Annotated in this window: 13 protein-coding genes; all 13 read left to right on the top strand. The window is 60.0% G+C overall.

The window, feature by feature from the left end; all coding sequences use genetic code 11:
- Nucleotides 1–19: 19 nt before the first annotated feature.
- The 13 genes from VFX97_10095 (at nucleotide 20) to VFX97_10155 (ending at nucleotide 16,894) form a co-directional block, all read left to right on the top strand.
- Nucleotides 20–475 carry a phage tail protein gene (locus VFX97_10095; GenBank protein ID HEX5703536.1) on the top strand — a complete coding sequence of 152 codons (456 nt, stop codon included), beginning with the start codon at nucleotides 20–22 and terminating at the stop codon, nucleotides 473–475.
- A gap of 115 nt (nucleotides 476–590) precedes the next feature.
- Nucleotides 591–2,609 carry a phage tail sheath C-terminal domain-containing protein gene (locus VFX97_10100; protein HEX5703537.1) on the top strand — a complete coding sequence of 673 codons (2,019 nt, stop codon included), beginning with the start codon at nucleotides 591–593 and terminating at the stop codon, nucleotides 2,607–2,609.
- 3 nt (nucleotides 2,610–2,612) lie between these two features.
- A complete protein-coding gene (locus VFX97_10105; GenBank protein ID HEX5703538.1) occupies nucleotides 2,613–3,116 on the top strand; it encodes a phage tail protein in 504 nt (167 codons plus the stop codon).
- A 17-nt stretch (nucleotides 3,117–3,133) separates the two neighbouring features.
- On the top strand, nucleotides 3,134–4,543 hold the full coding sequence (locus VFX97_10110) for a hypothetical protein (GenBank protein HEX5703539.1): 1,410 nt from the start codon (nucleotides 3,134–3,136) through the stop codon (nucleotides 4,541–4,543).
- Between the two features lie 36 nt (nucleotides 4,544–4,579).
- Nucleotides 4,580–4,750, top strand: coding sequence for a hypothetical protein (locus tag VFX97_10115; protein HEX5703540.1), 171 nt, complete (start codon nucleotides 4,580–4,582; stop codon nucleotides 4,748–4,750).
- Nucleotides 4,743–5,825 carry a contractile injection system protein, VgrG/Pvc8 family gene (locus tag VFX97_10120; protein ID HEX5703541.1) on the top strand — a complete coding sequence of 361 codons (1,083 nt, stop codon included), beginning with the start codon at nucleotides 4,743–4,745 and terminating at the stop codon, nucleotides 5,823–5,825. Before VFX97_10115 ends, VFX97_10120 begins: the two co-directional genes overlap by 8 nt.
- Complete coding sequence (locus VFX97_10125; GenBank protein HEX5703542.1) at nucleotides 5,822–6,496, top strand: phage baseplate assembly protein V; 675 nt, start codon at nucleotides 5,822–5,824, stop codon at nucleotides 6,494–6,496. The genes VFX97_10120 and VFX97_10125 overlap by 4 nt, the downstream gene beginning before the upstream one ends.
- Before the next feature lie 2 nt (nucleotides 6,497–6,498).
- A complete protein-coding gene (locus VFX97_10130; protein ID HEX5703543.1) occupies nucleotides 6,499–8,163 on the top strand; it encodes a hypothetical protein in 1,665 nt (554 codons plus the stop codon).
- The gene (locus VFX97_10135) at nucleotides 8,160–8,549 is read left to right on the top strand and encodes a GPW/gp25 family protein (GenBank protein ID HEX5703544.1); all 390 of its coding nucleotides are present in this window, start codon (nucleotides 8,160–8,162) and stop codon (nucleotides 8,547–8,549) included. The genes VFX97_10130 and VFX97_10135 overlap by 4 nt, the downstream gene beginning before the upstream one ends.
- A 6-nt stretch (nucleotides 8,550–8,555) precedes the next feature.
- Nucleotides 8,556–10,718, top strand: coding sequence for a putative baseplate assembly protein (locus tag VFX97_10140; GenBank protein ID HEX5703545.1), 2,163 nt, complete (start codon nucleotides 8,556–8,558; stop codon nucleotides 10,716–10,718).
- 3 nt (nucleotides 10,719–10,721) lie between these two features.
- Nucleotides 10,722–13,223 (top strand): phage tail protein, encoded by a 2,502-nt coding sequence (locus tag VFX97_10145; GenBank protein HEX5703546.1) that lies wholly within the window; start codon nucleotides 10,722–10,724, stop codon nucleotides 13,221–13,223.
- Between the two features lie 10 nt (nucleotides 13,224–13,233).
- On the top strand, nucleotides 13,234–14,886 hold the full coding sequence (locus VFX97_10150) for a hypothetical protein (protein ID HEX5703547.1): 1,653 nt from the start codon (nucleotides 13,234–13,236) through the stop codon (nucleotides 14,884–14,886).
- Nucleotides 14,879–16,894, top strand: coding sequence for an ATP-binding protein (locus tag VFX97_10155; protein HEX5703548.1), 2,016 nt, complete (start codon nucleotides 14,879–14,881; stop codon nucleotides 16,892–16,894). The genes VFX97_10150 and VFX97_10155 overlap by 8 nt, the downstream gene beginning before the upstream one ends.
- Nucleotides 16,895–16,896: the final 2 nt, after the last annotated feature.

Below are 16,896 nucleotides of genomic sequence, written 5' to 3' on the forward strand. Positions count from 1 at the left end.
GCGCAGAGGAGGAAAAACAATGCCGACAGAACGTGCAAATCCCTACGGCGCTTTCAATTATCTAGTCTCGCTAAACGACAAGAACGACGATCCCGCGGATGTCTTCGGCGGCTTTTCGGACGCCAGCGGACTGGGAATGGATGTCAACTATTCCGAGTATCGTAACGGCAACGAAAAGTTCAATACCGCGCGAAAAATTCCAAACACTCACAAGCTGGATGACGTCACGCTCAAACGCGGTCTGGTCGGAAAGACGAAACTATTCGAGTGGATCAAAGCGGTCGCCGACGGGGCGTACGCGCCGACTAATGTGACGGTCACCTTGCTCGACGAAGCGCGCCAACCCGTAGCGACCTGGGTCTTACGCAATGCACAGCCCAAGAAGTGGACCGGGCCGACGTTGGCGGCCAAAGGTGGTGGTGAAGTAGCCATGGAGGAGCTTCACCTGGTGCACGAAGGAATTGATTACAAGTAAGTAATCAACGTCGCGCGCGAACGCTGTTTCCGTCAGTCCACATTTTTGAGTGGGCAACTTCGCCGGCGCTGCTGCTTAGCGCGATTTACGCCGGCTTGTTGCAGGTCCATCGTCCATGGCTTCTCCGATTCACATACCTCTCGGCGCTCCGGGAATCTACCATGTCCCGACTTCACCTTTGCACGCGCTCACGGGCGTGCGAATGGATGTCTGTGCCTTCGTGGGAGTAGCGCCACGCGGTCCGGTGCGCGCGCCGGTATTTAACGAAGAGTGGCAGGACGATGGTCCCTGTGTCGAACCGGAGCGACCGCGTCGTCGCAGCGTCCCGGTGGCGGTTGAAGATTTCAATGAGTACCGCCGGTTGTTTGGCGGCTTTGAAGGGCCGGGGTTGTTGCCGTACTCGGTCGCCGCGTTCTTTGAACAAGGTGGGCGGCGAGCTTACATCGTGCGGATCGTCCACGACTATCGCGACCCACTGGCTCCGGCAAAACCCGATCCGGTCAAGAACGCGGGCGGGGTTGCCTGGGGCGTCGTGCCGCTCGAAAGCACAAACCATGTGCTTCTGCGACTTGGGGCACGGAATGAAGGCAGTTGGGGAAACCTGCTGCGTGCGTCGCTCAACTTTGCGACGCGACCTCTGGATTTTGAACCGACAGGTTCGGTAACGTCGATTACCGTTGCCGACGGCAGTGAATTGCCGCCGGGGACGTTATTGCGACTGACATTGGACGACGCGACGCGCGCACTCCGACTTGTTGAAACCGTGACTCGCGAAAGACGCGACGATCGGTCGGGCTTCAGAAAGGTCGGCATCTTCAATTTTGCGTTGCCGACGAAGGTCAAATCGGCCGAAGTGGTCGAGGGCGTCCTGGCGCTTGACGACGGCGATGGCCGGTTCGAGCGACACGAACGGCTCGGGTTTTCAAAACATCACCCCCGTTGGATGGCGACAGTTCTCTGCTACGAATCGTCACTCGTTTATCCGGCTGCGAGCTGGATTGACGACGCATTCATTCCTACGGACCTGGATCTACTTCCGATCGCCTCGTCGAGTTTCTTTTCCGGAGGTGAAGACCGTTATCACGAAATCGAGCCCGCGGACTTCTTCAGTGATTGGGTCCTGGGAAATGACGAGCCGGGCGACGGCGTCCACGCATTAGTCCAGCTTTCCGATTTGTCATCGGTGGTTGTGCCTGACCTGTACTCGCCGGCTCCGCTTTCGCCCTCCAAAGATGTCGCGGATCCCGCGTCGCACGCCGGACCGGAATTCGGACCGTGCGTTACTACCGCTAAGCCGGAGCAAACAAAAAAAGAAATCGATCTGAAAAAACTACGTCTGGATCCAAGGCTCCCGGAAGATCTGAAAAAGATCATCGGCCTCCAGAAGGAGCTGGTGGATCTCGCCGACCGATTGCATTCGTTCATTGTGCTGCTCGACGTTCCGCCCGGATTGAGTCAGCGGCAAATTCTGACATGGCGCACGAAGTTCGATTCCGCTTTCGCGGCCGCCTATCATCCCTGGCTGCAAACCTCGCGCAATGACGATGAACGCGAGCTTCTCAGAGTGCCGCCTGCGGCGGTCGCGGCCGGCATAATTGCCCGGCAGGAAATCAGTTTCGGAGTGCCCACCGGTCCGGCGAATGTGCTCGCGACCCAGATTGTGAACGTTGACGATGTGGTGTCGCCCGAGCGTCACGACGAGCTACATCCCGAAGGCGTCAACGTTTACCTGCGCGAGCGGGACGGCATCCGGTTAACTGCCGCGCGGACCATCAGTCGCGATCCGCAGTGGCGACAACTGAGCGTGCGCCGTCTGGTCACGATGATCGAACGCGCGATCGAGCAACAGATGCAGTGGGTCGTGTTCGAGCCCAACAACAAAACGCTGCGCACTCAGGTGCGACTCGCGCTGCAAAGTTATCTGCGGCAGCTCTTTCGTCTGGGCGCTTTTCGCGGCGCGACTGAGGACGAGGCTTTCTTTGTGCGCTGCGACGATACCAACAATCCGCCGTATGTCGCTGATGCGGGTCGGCTGATAGTTGAGATCGGCGTCGCGCCGGCTGAACCGCTTGAATTCATTGTGCTCCAACTGACGCGCGGCGGTGACGGCACGCTCACGCTCGAGGAGAAGTAAACGATGGCCGACCTACTGCTGCGGTCATTCAGATTCAAAGTCACGCTCAAGCGGGCGGCAGTGGCGGCTTCGTCTCAAGCTCCTCCCGACCGGCCGGTTGGGTTTGAGCTGGCCGACGGGGCCTTTCAAGAGTGCAGCGGGCTCGAGATTGAAATGGACGTGCAGGAGTACCAGGAAGGCGGACGGAACGACGCGACGATCCGCCGAGTCGGTCGCGCAAAGTACAGCCCGATCGTTTTGAAGCGCGGAATGTTCTACAGCGGCGAGAACGGGCCGGCGAATCCGTCGCTTTGGAAATGGCTGCAGGACGTCGTCAACGGCGTGCGTCCGGTCGAGCGCTATGACGGAACGGTCGAAGTGATGAGTTCAGGCGAAAACAGCTCGGCGACCTGGACATTCGATCGTGGCCTGCCGATGAAAGTTCGCGGGCCTGAGCTAAATGCCAAAACAGGTGAGGTCGCGATTGAAGAGCTACACATCGCACATGAAGGTCTGAGATTGGTCTAGCAATTCAAGTCGGAACGATGGAACTGCAAAAAGCAAAAATCACTCAACTTGGCGCGCAAGACCAGGCCGGCGAGTCGTTCGATGTTCAGTTCAATCCGACCTCACTGCGGCTGACGCTTACCAACAAGGCCAGCGGCGGCACCAACTCGCGAAATCCGGTGCGGCAGACCGTCGGCCCGAGTGAGAGCACGCTCGCGGTTGATTTGATCTTTGACAGTGCGGATGAAGGCACGACGTCCGAGCCGGTTTCAGTCCGTGATCGCACGCGCAGACTCGAGCTGTTTCTCTTTCCGCGCAGTAACGAAGAACATGCGCCGCCGCGGATCCGATTCGAATGGGGCGACATGATCATGGACGGCACGGTGGACAGTCTCACCGTTGATTTCGATCATTTTGCCGCCAACGGCGCGCCCTTGCGCGCGAAGGTCTCGCTTTCGATCAAGGGTCAGGATCGCGAACGAGAGTTGCAGCCGATTGAACCAGGCGCGAGACAGGGGGCGCCAGCACCGGGTAGCGCTTCGAATAGTGGCCCGGGTTCCGGTGGGCCAGGTTCCGAAGCTACCGGAGCGCCGGCGGCCAAGGCGGCCAAGGCGCTGGGCGGCGAGAGTGCGGGCGAGTTGGCGGCAAGATTGGGACTGGACCCAGCGGCATGGCGAGGATTGCAACTTGGCGGGGAGAGCTCTCTCTCTTTGTCAGCCGGCGCGGAAATCGGTTTCAGCGCGGGTCTCAATGTCAGCGCCGGACTCGGCGTCACGTTAGGCGTTGAAGCCGGTGCTTCTGCGTCACTCGAAGCGTCGTTTGGACTGGAAGCGAGTGCGGCCGTAAGTGCCGTCGGCGGCGTCGGAGGAGGAGCCCAGCGGGCGTCGGGATTTGCGCTATCGGCGGCCGGGGGCGTCAGCGCGGCAATCGAATCCGTGCAAGCGGCCAAGAACCAAGCCGCGGAAAAACAAGCGCGGACTGCTTTTCAAGCGCCGCCGAAACAATTACCTGCCCCGGTTGCCGCCGACCGCGCGCTGCCGAGCGCGGTTTCATCCACCCTGGGGTCGCCGGGCGCTCAGCCAAAGCCTCCAGAGCAGAAACGCGTCCCACTCAAACAGGGAGGTTTGCCTTCGCCGGCAGCGCAAGAGACTTCCAGGTCTGCGCCGCGGACCCCGCGCGCCGATCCGCGCGCAAGTGGGTACGGCTTTGGCGTCCCGCTGCGCGACACAGTTGGACACGCAGCCGACCGGCGCGCTGAGTCAATCCGAGGCGATGTTTCGCTCAAGCCAAAGATCGACGGCGGCGATCCGCCGATCACCAGTGATCCGACGACGCCGGGTTGGATTGCCTTGCCGGCGCATGGTCGTGGCCGGACGACGGCCGACAAAATGCAAACGCGACTGCGGCCAAAACGCCCGTGTGGCTGTGGCGGTGGATGCAAACATTGAAAGCGGAATTCCTTCGCGAAGTCTTAGGGACGATTTATGCCAGTTCACGTTGACGAGATGGTTTCTGAGGTCACTGCCGAAGCTGATGCGCCGGCCGCCGGCGGGGCCGAACCGATGAAGTGGGAAGAACTCGCAAAAGTGCGCGACATGCAGGCGCAAATAGCTCGCGATCGCTGGCGCACTGCGGCTGAAGGTTACGATGACTGAAGCGCTACTGGATTTTGCCGGTCCCATCTTCGAAGTCGATGGCCAGGCCAATGTCGAAATGCCCCGCGACATCCTGCGCCTGGAAATTGAAGAATCAACCGGCGGGCTAAAGACGCTGTCGGCCCGTTTTGTCGGGCCGGGCCCGCCTCCCGGCGGCGGCGATCAGCAGCTGCAATATCTCGACGGAGTGGCGGTTGATTTCGGGAAGAAGATTTCGGTTGTGCTCGGGGCGCCGCCTGCCGCGTTCACAGTTTTCACCGGCTGGATCAGCGCCATCGAAGGCGACTTCAAAGAAGGCGCACCTGAAGTCGTCATCTTCGCCGAAGACAAACTGATGAAACTCAGAATGACACGTCGCATGAAGACCTACGAAAACGTGAGCGACGCTGACATGGCGAGCGCTATTGCCGGAGAACACGGGCTGACCCCGGAAGTCGATGCTGACGGGCCAACGTACGATCTCGTCCAACAGTGGAACATGAGCGACCTGGCGTTTCTGCGCCAGCGGGCCCGGAAGATTCAAGCCGAAGTCTGGGCTGAGGACGAAAAGTTATGTTTCAAGACTCGCGGCAAAAGAACGGCGACAGAACTAAGTCTTATACAGGGCAAACAACTGCTGCAGTGTCGCGTGCGCGCCGATCTGGCCCATCAGCGAACGAAGATCAAGTTGAGCGGATTTGATGCGAGCGAGCGCGATCAAATAGACGAGGAAGCGTCGGCGGACGCGATTCAGGCCGAAGTCTCAGGCGGAGAGACCGGACCGGCGGTTCTGCAGCGCGCTTTCGGCGAACGCGTGTCATATCGGGTGCGCGAAGCCCCTCTGAAATCAACCGAGGCGTCGGACTGGGTGAAGGCGGAAATGTTGCGGCGTGCGCGCGCCTTCGTGACCGTCGTCGGCACTACTCGCGGGTCCGCTGACATGGTTGTGGGCAGCAAGTTAACGCTCGAACGGACCTGCCATCCTTTCGATGGCGCCGGTTACTACGTGACCAAAGTTCGTCACACCTACGATCGGGAGGACGGATTTCGCACCCACTTCGAAGCCGAACGAGCGACAGTTCAGGAGGGATCGTGAGCCAGCCAATCGCGGCCTTTGCACCAGATGGTAGCGCGCAGCGTTACTTCGGTCTCTTTCCGGCAATCGTGGTTGACATTGTCGACCCGGACAGCCTCGGCCGAATTCAGATCAAGTTTCCCTGGCTGGGCGCCGATGGAGACTCGGTGCGTGCGTGGGCAACCCTGCTGACGCCTTATGCCGATGACGATCAGGGATTTGAAGTCTTGCCCGAGGTGGACACGCAGGTCGTCGTTGGTTTTGAAGCGGGCGATTTGAGGCGGCCGTACATCGTCGGCTCAGCGTGGAACGGAAAAGAAGCGCTGCCTGAAACGCCAACCGCCGCGAACAACAAACGGTTGATCAAATCACGCGCGGGTAGTCTGTTCGAGTTCGATGACACTGCGGGCGCCGCGAAGGTGACCATCTCGATGCAGAGCGGTCACAAGGTCGTGCTCGACGACGCCGCGCAGGAAGTAACAGTCCAGCACTCGAATGGTTGCTATCTGAAGATGAACATCGCCGGCCAGGTCCAGATTCAAGCGAACGCCACGGTGGAGATCACCGCGTCAGCGCTCAATGTTCACTGCCCGGTCGCGACTTTCGACGGAATCGTGAATTGCACGACTTTGATTGCGAGCTCGGCGGTCGTGTCGCCTTCTTACACGCCGGGCGCAGGAAACATTTGGTAGTCATGAAGAGTCACCCGTGGAAACTTGTGGGTCCGTGGTATCGCTGGCAGCGTCCGGGCTTGCCCAGCGCGGGGCGTCTGTCTCGTCCCGTATTTCAGAAATATGACGGCTCGAATTTTGTCGACGAGTTTCTGAAAGATCCACAGCGATCACTCAAGTTCCTGACTGAAGACTTTGTTCATCAAGTCGGGACTTTGCCGCCCATGAACCCGGAAACATTCCAAGGCAAGACGCGGCGACTCTCGGACCTGGCGTACCTTCCCACCACGACACGCAAACTTTTCCTGGATACGCACAAGCGTTTCTACCTGGTCGTTTGCGAGCTGCACTGCGACATGACGGGATTTCCATCGGTGACTCCCGATCAGGTCTGCGACGCGGGTTTCGTCGTGCGCCGTCGCATTTTGAAAAATCTGACGAACAGCGCCCGCGAGGGTGTGAAGCCGATTTTCCTGAACCTGACCGCGGCGCAAAAGACGCTGGGCGAGTACGCGGCCTTCGAACCTGAGAAGCAATTGCCGGCCCTGAAAAAGACTCTGGCGCGGCAGGGTGAGGCGATGCTGGCGGGGGCGATAACTGACTCGCTCGGTCGCAATGAAGACCTTGCGAAAACCAGAATTCGCGAAGAGCGAACCAAGCTGGTTGAATGGGCCACCCGCTACGGCGTGTCACTTCAACTGCAGGGCTGGAAACAAATTCGCCAGGGCGTTGGGCAATGGATCAATGTCGGCGCGGACGAAAAGGCGCCGCTCAGCGAACAGGTTTTCAAGCTCTTTCCGTTGATTCCGGATCCGCGCGACGAAAAGCATTCAGCCAAAGGCCGCACGATCTATTTCGGCGTGGTGCCGACCGGCAGCGCGGATACTGACGAGTTCGGCAACGCTCGGTTTGATGAAACGACGCCGTACGAAATCCACTGCTTCGTGAGCCGGCACAAACACGAACCGCCGGCGCCAAACTGCTGTGGCGACATTGTCTGGAGCTTGCCTACTGAGACCTATCAACTGGCCTCACAGTTCGACCTCGTGGGGACCAACAACCGTCCCGTCTCGATGCAGCTTCCCGATCTCAAAGCTCTGCAAGCCCAGGCGAGCGCGTTGCCTCCCAACGAATTGGCGCCTTTCCGAATGGTTTCGCCGCCCGATTCGAACCTGGAAGTTACTGCCGACAAGAATGGCAAGGTCCTGAGCAGCGGCATGTCGAGCGAGATTTGCTCGTTCTCAATTCCGCTGATCACGATCGTGGCAACTTTTGTTTTCAAACTCTTCCTGCCCGTCGTCGTCCTGCTCTTCGGTTTGTTCTTTTTGCTCAAGCTGAAGTTTTGCATCCCGCCAACACTGAGCCTGGATGCGGGCGTCGCCGCGGAATTGGACGCGACGCTGCAGCTCGGGCTGGACGTGAGTGTGGATGCGAAGCTCGCAGTGGGAACCGATCTTGGCAACGCGATCGACGCCGGTTTACAAGCCAACTTCGGCGGCGATGTCATGGCGGGTTTGAAAGGCGGCGTCACTGCGCCTGATGGCACCGTCCGGAGTCCCGCCTACGGCCCGCGACCGATGGGCGAGATGACAGACAGCATCGTGAAATCCGGTAACGAGGCAAACGCGCCTTCGGTAACGGCCAGGATTCAATTTGAAGAACACGTGGAGGCGGTGGTGGTCGCATGACAACGCTGACTTTTCTGGGCACGGGTTGGAACGCGCCGATGCGGCCTGACGATCGCAGCGGCCGGTTGGACTACGCCGGCGGGCCAGAGAAAGTGCGCCAGTCGATTGAAATCATTCTCGACACTGAACCCGGCGAGCGAGTGATGCGACCGACGTTTGGTTGCGGGCTGCGCCGTTTCCTGATGAAACCAAACACCACAGGGACCCGCGCTTTGATTCAACGGGAAGTTGGAATCGCTTTGAAGACGTGGGAGCCGCGGATCGAAGTTCAGCACCTGCAGGTTTCTCCGGGCGATGACCCAGCGTTGGTGCTGATCGAGATTCTATACATTCACAAACGTGACGGAAGTCCGGGCAACTTGGTGTACCCGTTCTACCTGGAGTAAGCCGGCGTGGCAATCCCGAATCCCATACTCGATGATCGCTCGTATCAGCAACTGCGCGATGAGCTGGTGCTGCGCATTCCGGTCTACACACCGGAGTGGACGGACCACAACGCCAGCGATCCCGGGATCACGCTCATTGAGCTGTTTGCCTTTCTTGGCGAAAACCTGCTCTACCGCTTTAACCAGATTCCGGAGGCGGCGCGGCTGGAGTTTCTGCGCTTGCTGCAGATTCCGATGCGGCCGGCAGTCGCGGCGACCGCCCTGGTCACCTTCACCACCGACAAACCCAAAGGTGTGGTCGTTCCGGTCGAAGCAGGATTATGGGCCGGCAAGCTGTCATTCGAAACAAAAGTCGAAGCTAAAGTCTGGCCAATCTCATTTATGGCCGTGGGCCGCGTGAGAACCGCCGATCCTAACCCGGAGGCAGAGCCGGAAGTAAGCCAATCGGCCGCCAACGTGATCGATGCTCTGCGGCCGTTACCGCCGGGGTCCGCGCCGGTTTATTACCAAAACCAAACTGTTGATTTAAAGAATCCGCCGGTTGATTTCAGCAAGACCGTCGACGGCAAGCTGTGGATCGCCGTGCTGAAAGAGAAAGGTTTTGACGAGGCCGAGATGGGCGGCGCCTTGTTGAATATCGGTCTGACGCTCGATCCCGTTTTCGCGTCAATGGATGAGGTGGCGGCTTGTCCTGGCGCCGGCGCAACGACCAAGGCGCCGGCAGTCGAGTGGAAAGTCTCGACCGGAAAAATCAATGCGGGTAAGCCACAATACCTGAGTATCGCTCAGGAAGCAGACTCGACGCGCGGGTTGAGGCAGGACGGTGTCGTGCGCCTCCGGCTACCACAGGATACAAAGCAGTTCGGAAAGTTCACGGTCGATGACCCGGCCAAGCTTGGCACCGGTGATTTCCCGCCGGCTCTGGACGAAGAGACTGAAGAGAACATCTTTTGCTGGCTGTCAGCGTTTCGACACGACGGCAGTTTGTTCGATCGAGTTCTCTACGTCGGCGCGAATGCTGCGGAAGTCGATCAAACGAAGAAGGCTGGTTTGGAATTCCTCGGCATCGGAACGGGCCAACCGGATCAGCGTTACAAACTCGTCAACAAATCAATCAAGCCGAGCAGCGCGAAGCTTGACGTGGACGAAGGACCGCGTTGGAGCGAATGGACCGAAGTCGACAGCTTCCACGCCAGCCAACCCGACGATCATCACTTTGTGATTGATGTCGAAGCAGGCGAAGTGCGGTTCGGCAACGGCCTGCAAGGGCTGCCGCCGCAGCTTGGTCAGCGGATTCGTGTGCGCGAGTACCGGTTCGGCGGCGGCGTCGAAGGCAACGTTCCGGCAAAGGCGATTAGTAAGGTCGCCGAATTTCCCGAGGTGAAGGTCAGCAATCCTTTGCGCGCGCATGGCGGCGCCGATGCTGAGTCCATCAGCGACGCGCTTAGCCGAATTCCGGGAGAGTTGCGCCGCCGCGATCGCGCCGTAACCGCGACTGATTTTCAGGAGCTGGCGTTGGCCACTCCCGGGGCTGATGTGGGCCGCGCTGAGTGCCTGCCACGGTTCTATCCACCAACCAAACAAGGCGGCAAGGCCGGCGTCGTGACCGTAGTTGTCTGGCCCCGCGAGGACGCCGCGAATCCGAATGCGCCTTCACCCGATCGTAATTTGCTCCGCGCGGTTTGCTCGTGGTTGGACCAGCGGCGACTGGTGACTACCGAGCTCTACGTCGTGCCGCCGACTTATCGCAAAGTCGCGGTCGCCGTCGCCCTCGAAGTGAAGGCCGGCTATGGAATCGAGGCCGTCCGGCACTGGGTTGAGTTAGTGCTGCGGCAATACCTCGCGCCGTTGCGGCCGTACGGTCCAGAAGGACAAGGCTGGCCACTCGGGCGACGGGTCCATGGGCCTGAGCTGGAAGCGGCCGCTTTACAAGTCGAGGGGGTGAAGTTCCTCAACGAACTGAAAGTCGCGCGTTTGGATGAGAGATCCAATTCGTGGATAGAGGGCTCAGTCACGCTGGAAGACTACGAAGTGCCTGAGCTGGCACAGATCACGGTGGTCGAAGGCGCGTCGGTAATTCCGTTTGATGCTTCCATTGAACCGCCGCCGCCTAAGGACGGGCCCGTGCCTGTGCCGGTCCCAATTCCGATCATTCGCGAGGAGTGTTAGTTAATGCCTGCACCGCGTCCATTTGCGCTAATTCGCACCAACGACCAGTGGCTTCGTGCCTCGCACGAAGACACGGCGCTGGAGGGCGAGGTGGTGCGTCTGTTTTGGCGGGACAAAGTAGAGATAGAAACCGGTGAATCGTTTGACGCGGCCGGCGCCGGGCTGGCTTTCGATGGCCACTGTCGTCTGTATCACATTAACGCGAAGGAAGAACGCATCGAACGAACGCGGTGGTCGACCGACGACTCGCTGAAGATAAGTGAGCAATCTCTGACGGTGTTACAGGTAGATCAGTCCCGCGGGTTGCTGTTGTTGGACGCCGGCAGAAAACATGGTTTCTACGCAGGGGCTTACTTTGTCGCTTACGAGCTGGACGAAACTTCTTCTGGCACCAGCCGACGGTTGACCGATCTTCGCATCGTCTCGGTCAGCGGCGAGCAATCGTGGGCCGAAATATCGATGGCCGCCGACGCGCCATTCGTTGCGGGCCAGCGGGTGCTGCTGGTCGATCCAGGGAGTGAGCCGGTTTCACTTTTTGAAAGTGAGCGACACGAGAAGCTGGGCGACTTTGTTCCTGTGCAGCCCCTCTCTCCGGGTTTTCGGCCACGCGCACTCGCGATTGACGAAGACGAGCGGTTGTTCGTGGCAGACGCAGAGGGCAGGCGAATACTGATTTATGATCTCTGGTCAAACCGACTGCTTCGTCAAGTGCAACTTGCCGCCGACCCGGTTGATCTGGTTGCCGACGGAAAAAGAGTCTATGTGCTGCTGGCCTCACCGCCGGGATTGGTTCGGCTCGACGCGCGCAGCCGTTTTCAAACGGTCAAGCTGCCGTCGGAAATTACAAACGCGCAGCGAATCGCGCTTAGTCCCGCGCGCGAGCTGTACGTGCTCGAGAATGCCGGCCAGGCCAATGCGCGCGTAGTGAAACTTAGCAATCCGACCTATGTCGTCGATGAAAAGTTTGCAACCGATCTCGATTTTCAAACAAGCGATCCGACGCTGACCGGAGTTTGCACCGCCAAAGACAGCGTGATGGTGATTGCGCGGCGTCCCGCTGACGACTTTGCTCGCTACTGCGTCGGCGAAAAGAAGCCGATCAAATTGCGGCCGCTTACCGCGCGGGGCTACGACGGTTTAGGCATCGTGCGCACGCCAGACGGACAGATTGGTTTCAGGACCGGACAAGCTTTTCGCCAGGCCGTGGCCGCGCGACTCCGTTACTACACAAAAGGCAGCGTCACAACTTTCGCGTTGGACAGTGGTGAGTTTCAGACGATTTGGGGACGTCTGTTTCTGGATGCCTGCATCCCGAAAGACACGGAAATAACCGTCAGGTGCATTACGGCCGATGAGCCGCCGCAAGAACCGACGCCGCCGTCCTCGCTGCCGAAAAACATAAAAGATCCGTCACTGCTGCCGCGGCCGCTCGACAACCCGCCACTGATGGCGCCACCCACGCTAGTGTCGCAATTGAAAGCCGCGCCCCCGCAGACCCTGCATCAACGGGTGACGGGCTACGAACAACCGTGGGTGCGGCGAGCAGAACATGATTCGTTTGAAACCTACGAAGCACCCATCATCGCCGGCGCCGGTCGTTACCTCTGGGTGCTGATCGAAATGGTGGGTAACACGCGCGGCACTCCACGGGTGCGCGCGCTGCGGGCGGAATACCCGACTCACGACTACCTGCGCCGGCTTCCGAAAACACTGTCGCGCGACGAGCAGGTGGCGGATTTCCTGAGACGTTACCTGGCGATGTTCGAAGGACAGCTTGGCGAATTGGAAGGCAAAGCTGATGCACGCGCCACGCTGCTCGATCCACGCAGCGCACCGGCTGAGATTCTGCCGTGGCTGGCGAGCTTTATCGGGCTCTTGGTTGACGAACGCATGGCCCGCGCACCGCGCCCCGGCGGAAAAGTCGCTGATGTTCGCCGCGTGCTGATTGCGGAAGCCATTTGGTTGTTCCGTTTTCGCGGCACCGTGCCGGGACTGCGCCGGTTTGTGGAGATCTACCTCGAAATCGAAACGATTCTGATCGAGAAGTTTCGCGTGCGCGGCTTGGGAGGCGCGCTGCTGCCGGACTCGGCGGGCGTGGCGACTAACTCAATTCTCGGCGCCGGGTTTCGCGTCGGCGGCGCCGTTGGCGAAAGCGAAACTCAACTGCTCGGCGCCACGATCGACGATGCTTTTGAAACGCATGCGCACCGGTTCTCTCTGATTATTCCGGGCGCGCTTACTTCGGTGCAATTGGATGTAGTGAACCAAATTCTGGATTTGCATCGTCCGGCGCACACGCTGGTCCAGGTCTGCACGGTAGACGCTGGCATGCGCGTGGGGCGCGGGTTACATGTCGAACTGACTTCGATCATCGGCCGCAGTGAAGGGTTCAGCCAGTTGCAATTGGGCGGTTCGACGTTGGGCCGCGGCTCGATACTCGGTCGGCCGGACGCCGGCACCGTAATCGGCGGCAGTCACCTGGGCGGAGACAGCCGAGTAGGTTGAGAGGAACGTCGTGGAAGTAGCAATTCACCGATTTGAAGCGCAGTACCGGTTGGCGCCGCCGACGGCGGTAGCACAACGCAGATTAGATCAATTGAGCACCGAAGTTCTGAGTAGGGCGTTCCAGATCGCCGTTGAGCACGAAGGTATCGACGACGCAGCGGAGGTGTGCATGCGCAGTCTATTTGCGCAGGTGCGACTGCGTTTGGATACGGCCGACGAGGCGATCGTGTCGAGCTGGGGCGCCGCCCTGGCCGCGGAAATCAGACGGGTTTTGCGGCACGGCCCAACGACAAACGTGGCCGTCTACCATTCTCGACGTCAGGCACTGGTCGACATGGCATTGGGTGTCGCGCGCGGTGATCGAAGCCGCGCATGGGCGTGGCGGCAACTTGGATTGTGGACCGCGGGACAGACTTCCACCGAGATCGCAGTCAGCGAACTCGTGAAGGCGCTGCAACGAAACCCCGCAATGGTGGTTGCCACCTTGCGGGCAATCGCTCAGCTCGGGTGTCTGAATTTGTTGGCGGCGCGTTTAACCGCCGTGCATTGGCAGGAACTGGCGCGCGCAGCTCTCTTCGAATTTCGCGGGGTGACCTCGGTTGAGCCCGGTGAGTCAGGGCCGTCGCCGCGTGCGGTTCGCGCGGCCCGAAACGTGCTGAAAAGATCCTCGGTTCTCAACGCGATCATTTTGGAGGGGCCGCCGCAAATGGATGCTGCGCGAGCTGTCGCCGCGCTTGCGATTCTCGATGTCGACCCGGGCCTGGTGCGGAGCGACGCCGCGGCAAGCGTCATCGACCTGATCGCCGATGCCGTTTGCGCAGCGAAGGTCGAAGCTCGAGATGGCTTGCGCGCGACCGATTCGGAAGAGACGCGATTCCCTTCCCAGCGCAGATTGACAACGGAGCAAGCGGCGCGCGATCGCGACAATAACCTGATCCGAGCCGCTGAACAAAGGTTGCGGGGTCCGGAAGATTCACGCGCCGGTCGCAAGCAGTTCGGCTCTCCATCCTTGTCGAAAGAAACGATCGCGGCCGAGCTCTCGCAAACAGAAACCGGGCGCCGGGTCGCCGATTATTCTTCAAGAACACAACGCACAGATGTCAGCCGCGCATCTTCCGCCCAACAGCGTTCGGACAAGGAAGCAGCACTCGTCGATCTGCGGCGACGCGCAATCTCGCGTTACGGCGGATTGCTTTTCCTGATCGCCGTAATCGAAGCACTGGATCTCACGACCCAGATTCTGAATGGCGAAGTGTTAGGAAGTCGCCCGCTCGCCTGGACTCTGCACCAGTTGGCGCTCGTGCTCGCACCTGTCGAACCGCACGACCCGGCGGCCCTGGCATTCGCCGGTTTACCGCCTGACATCAAGTGGCCGTTCGCGGGCGAGCCGCCTCTCGAGCAACACGAAGCGCTCGAGCTGAAGGCGCTCGCAGGTCAGATTGAGTCACATCTGTCTTCGGTGGTTGAGCTTGATGAGCTCACGGAGGTTTCCGCGTTTCAGTTTGTAATTCATCGCCGGACAGAGATCGTGGCCGAGCCCGGTTGGATCGAAGCGAGATTTTCATTGGAAGACGTCGCGACCGAAATTCGACGCGCGGCATTGGATCTTAACCCCGGATTTGTTCCGTGGTTGGGCGTCGTGATCATGTTTGTTTATGAGTAATGAGAAATCAAAGCCGCCGGCCCAGGCTGACGTGACGGCCAGGCTGACTCGCGAAGTGGGAATCCTCGCGGGCCGGCTGGCGCGTTTTCTTTCCAGCTCGCGCTTGATGGGAGACGCTGTCGCCGAGGGCCAGGGCTTTTTGCAGGCGTTTTTCGAAATAGTGTCTGAAGGCCGGCCGCTCGATGCGTGGTCGTTAAATCCTCTGGACCGGCGACCCGCCGGAGAACCTCATCCGTTCGATCGGCTGACTGAAACACTTTCGCTTTCACCGATCGAGGCTGAGCTGCTCTTGCTCGGCGGACTCTGCGAAGAGCACGAGGGTTTCGCGGCGGTCTTGCGTTCACTTCACCCCCGCGCCGAGCCGCGCGTTTCAGTCGGATTGGCGGCGCGCATTCTGGGTGAAGACCGATTGGATCGGCACGCGCTGCGCCTGTTGTTGGAAACCAGCGCGGTCGTGCGCAGCCGCACCCTGCGGATCACCGGCGACGGACCTCTGTTCGAGCGATCGCTCCAATTGCCGGAAGCCCTGTGGTCGGCGCTGCACGGGATTGAAGTGTGGCCCGCGTCAGTGAACGTAGTCGACGAACCAATTGTGACGGTGGGACTCGATGAGTGGTTTGCGACTACCACAGCTCGGCGGGCGACGCTCGCGATCCAACGTCGCGAAACCTGCACGATAGTTGTGACCGGCGACAACGACGACACGGCTTTTGAGCGTGCCCGTGCTTTGGTTGCGCATTCCGGAGCGCGGTGCGCCGGCATTCTGTTGCCGGCGGCCAGTGAACCAGGTCTCGAAAGCCTGATTCAAGTCCACTCGCTGGCTCGAGGCGCGGTTCCTGTCGTCAAGCTTGCGCCATCAATTGAGCCGAGCCAACCAACCGTTTCGCTTTTCAAAGACTTTCCTGCCGTAGCAGTTGGCAGCGGTCGTTCCAGCGCCGCCTGTGCCGCGCCCGGACGACGGCTGGTTGCGGTCCCTGTCGAACGGTTGCTGCCCGCAGCACGGAAACTCATCTGGAGTGACGCACTGCCCGAACTGGCGTCGCAGGCGCCGTTTCTGGCAGCTCGTTATCCGGTGGAACCGGCTCTCGCGAAGGCCGTCGCTGCCGATCTCGCGTTGGTCGCGGACCTTGAAGAACGCGCGCCCACGGTCGACGACGCGGCGATCAGCATTCACGCGCGCGGCAACATTTCATTTTCGCCCGGCGTCCGATTGCTCCGCCCGGTGGCCAACTGGCAAGACCTCGTCCTGCCGGCAGATCGTTTGGAGCAATTGCGCGAGGCGGTCGCCCGTCTGGAACATCAGATGCGCGTCTTTGATGACTGGGGTTTTCTGCGGAACCGCGGCGGCGCGCGCGGTGTGCGCCTTTTGTTCGCGGGTCCCCCGGGAACGGGCAAAACTCTTTCGGCGGAAGTATTAGCCAACGCGCTCAAGATCGATCTGCTGGTTGTCGATCTTTCGCGCGTGGTTTCCAAGTGGATTGGCGAAACTGAAAAAAATCTTTCGGGTGTTTTTGACGCTGCCGAGCGAGGACAGGCAGCCTTGTTCTTTGACGAGGCCGACGCGCTCTTTGGTAAGCGCACTGAAGTCGTCGACGCGCATGACCGTTACGCCAATCTGGAGACTGCCTACCTGCTGACGCGTCTGGAGCAGTTCGAAGGACTCGCAATCCTGGCGACCAACCTGCGACAGAACATCGACACTGCTTTTCTCCGCCGCCTCGAATTTGTGCTCGATTTCGAAGAGCCGGATCGTGAGGAGCGGCTGGCGCTTTGGAAGTGTCATTTGCCCAACGATGCGCCCTTAGACGACGAGGTGAATCTGTATGAACTCGCCGCGCTCTATCCAATTGTGGGGGCGATGATCCGCAATGCCGCCGTGGCCGCGGGATTTCTCGCCGCTGCCGACGGCGTGCCGATCGATCGCCACCACTTTATCCATGCGATCCGTCGTGAATACGCAAAAGCCGGTCGCTCGTTTCCAGGCGCGCCTATCGGTCTTGCCGCTTGATT

Source organism: Pyrinomonadaceae bacterium (genome assembly GCA_036277115.1).
Taxonomy (GTDB): domain Bacteria; phylum Acidobacteriota; class Blastocatellia; order Pyrinomonadales; family Pyrinomonadaceae; genus UBA11740.